The organism is Zooshikella ganghwensis DSM 15267, assembly GCF_000428585.1.
Classification (GTDB): domain Bacteria; phylum Pseudomonadota; class Gammaproteobacteria; order Pseudomonadales; family Zooshikellaceae; genus Zooshikella; species Zooshikella ganghwensis.
In genome coordinates this window covers 1-3037 of the sequence record NZ_AUAF01000286.1, presented here as the reverse complement: position 1 = coordinate 3037, position 3037 = coordinate 1, and the positions used below count along the sequence as shown (strand labels likewise).

Below are 3037 nucleotides of genomic sequence, written 5' to 3'. Positions count from 1 at the left end.
TAGGGCTTGATTACTTACACAGGGTACTAGTAGAAGGAAGTGTTAACCTGGCAGTATTTCGGCACTCCCTGAAAGTTTTGTCCTGTACATAGCTAATTCCTTCTGACTAACAGCTTTCCACCACCCTTTCACATCAAAGTTCGGACAGGTTTTATGGGGATCTAAGTCGCAATGCCCACAAACCTCAGTATTCGGATATTTCGCTTTCCACTCTTGTAATACCCGTTTCAAGCTTTGCATCTGTGCATCCGTAAATTGATCACGACCAATTAAGCACACGCCCAAGCTGGTTGAGTTGAAGCCTTTTACATGGGCACCTTCCCAGTAATCAGGACGCCCCTGCTCAATAACCCCATTACGTCGTATTACGCAGTGATAACCAATCCCAGCCCATTTCCGTTGAATGTGCCATTGATGAATATCTTCAGCGGTTACATCTCTATCGTTTGGTGTGTCCGCACAATGGACAACCAATTGAGTAATCTTCATGGTGAATTCCTTTCTTACAGGCATAAAAAAAGCCCACAGGAGTGAGCTTTAAGAATTTGATTTGAAGTACAGAGAATTGATTAAAAAAGAGTCAAAAACAAGAAACCCCGCCATTTAGGCAGGGTTATCCAACTCTAGAAATAAGGGTATATAATTAGTAATCAAGTGTCAATTTGTTGGGGATGGCGATTTGTGACTTATTGGTTTTTTGACATTCACATCCCCCAATAAAAATATGAAATTGCTACTCATTAACTGGCGTATAATAGCGTCCTTCAGCTTTTGCCTCAGCAATTCGACGATCCATATCAAAAAACTTTTCACGACGTTTGTAACGTTGCCGCCATTTTTTTTCGAGTTCAACCAGCTCAGCAGAAGGCTTAGCCCATTGTTCTTCTGGTAACGGTTTAGACCACTCATCAGCTTCCGGTGAAAATTCAACACTATATAACCGCTCTTTTAAAGCTGCATATTTAAATGCCCAAAAACGCCCTAAAAACCAGTCTGCTAGCACTTGTTTAATCCAATCTCCCCACTCAGCCTGGCGGCGCAGTTTTTTACGTTTCTTATAGTGCAAGGTAGCATCTCGCTGAGTCATATCCACATCAGGGATATGATCAGGGCCTAACTCCATAAATGAACGAATACACTCCCATTGCATAATTCCAGCTAACTCAGTACCACATGGCATGCGCCAAACGCCTAAAAACCCATGTGGATCATCAGGTGCAGGTGGACCCATACCAAATAGCGAACTCCGATACGCGATGCTATCCCCTATTGTACTTGCACTACTCACCCAAGCTTTAAACGATTCCCAAGGCACAAGATGTAGCTGTTTTTTATCATCAACCCAGGCCACTTCTCGACGTTGTCGATTAAAACGGGTCTGCATATTTTCTTTGCCATGTTTAATATGTGCAATAATTACATAAGATGAACACATACAAAAAGCTAATACCCAACCAAATAAAATGACAGGCATTAAATTCCAATTAATAAAGCCACTTTGAGGCTCAATAAGTAACACACAAAATAAATAAATACCCCAAAGTACTAAAGTAGCGATGGAAAACCCTCCATACAATACCTCAAAAGCCTCCTTCGCATTACCACTTCCAATATCGATATAAACATCATTTTTTCTTGTTAATACTTTTAAAGGGTCTGCAGCCTTATAACCCGTCCATATTGGAAGTGGTGACATTATCAGTGAGGTTACTCCATCACTCTGTTCAACATCAGAAAACTTATACATTTTGTTCACCATCTACCGCATAATTTAACCAGGCATCATTGACTGAAAACAGCTTCATACTCTGTTCTCCTGGTAATGTATCGTTATCTTCAAGGGCTGGTACCATACCAGGCTTATCATCATCCTCATATTGAAACTTGTCTAACTTAACGGTATACCGAACATAGTTTTTATCTTGTTGTACCGCTTTATAAGCCATGTCAGGCCTGGAAATTAACTTAAAACTTAAGCTGGTTGCATTTCTTAATGCTTCTCTCGAAACAAATATTTTGAGCTGCAACATATTACTTTTAAATTCTGCAGAGGCCGTATTCAACATATAAAAAGTAATATCTTGTTCTTGATAGTAATTGGTTGCAGCAACACCAATCTGTAGTGGGGATTCCCACGGCTGTGAAGGTACGGATTGTTCAGGTACTACAAAACTGCTGCGCTTGATTCCTGGAATTGATATCGTTAAATCCACCATATTATGAGTTAAAGTTGACTCAGGATGTTGATCGTATTTTTTATTTTTTACATAACTATCAACATAATATTGAGCTTCAATACGTGGACGCATAATAGCATCCGCTAACTGCTGCTGCTCTTCTTGGTGACTCCAGCCTTGCGTATTTCTACCCCAATAACAACGCTCAACCCATACCATAATAGGAGGCGATTTATAAATTTCATAAATGGCTTCGCCGATCAATATCAACACGCCCCCCATCAACAACCAAGGTAGCGCACTGGAAATAGGTCCAGCAAAGCGAGCAAGTGCTGCACCATAGTTCATACCATGCAAACGAGCATATTCGAGCGCTTTAAAAGCGTAATACCCCTGCCGGACATCACCAACCAGTACAAACGTGTTTCCCAGTATGGAGGTGGCATTACCGGCTGCAGCCACATAGTCATCATCCTCTAGTGCTTCTTTAACTTCTTTAATTTTTTTTATGTTATCAATCGCTGCGCCTATTCCATCAACAACGCTCATACCTAAAGTTGATAAAATAACAACCTTGCCAAGCTTATTCACTAAAAAAGGATTTCCGCTCTCAATCCCTCCTTCAATACTATGTCGCCAAAGCTCTACACCTACTGATGCAGTAGCTGTAAAAGCCCCAATCATATCGGCTCCAATCTCACTCCAGTCTAATCCAGATCGTTGAGCCTTATGGGCTGAATCTTCCAACGTCGAAAACGCATTCAAAATATTGGTAATCGCTAAAAACGTGGGTAACATGATGCTTTTAGTACCATTCCAAGCACTTCCCCAGGAATGTCCCTGTCCATGATTACCCAGCA

General features: G+C 41.0%; 2 protein-coding genes and 1 pseudogene. All 3 read right to left on the bottom strand.

Annotated elements, in window-relative coordinates:
• Positions 1–150 precede the first annotated feature (150 nt).
• A pseudogene (locus F607_RS31990) lies at positions 151–489 on the bottom strand (N-acetylmuramoyl-L-alanine amidase); the annotation flags it as partial.
• Positions 490–733: 244 nt separating this feature from the next.
• Positions 734–1747: a hypothetical protein gene (locus tag F607_RS0125920; RefSeq protein WP_027710332.1), complete on the bottom strand. Its 1014-nt coding sequence runs from the start codon at positions 1745–1747 to the stop codon at positions 734–736.
• The coding region (locus F607_RS35005; protein ID WP_038292375.1) for a hypothetical protein at positions 1740–3037 on the bottom strand (1298 nt) is incomplete at its 5' end. The genes F607_RS35005 and F607_RS0125920, both read right to left, overlap by 8 nt.

Coding starts and splice junctions, on each gene's coding strand:
- F607_RS0125920 (WP_027710332.1), bottom strand. CDS start 1,747: ATGTATAAGTTTTCTGATGTTGAACAGAGTGATGGAGTAACCTCACTG.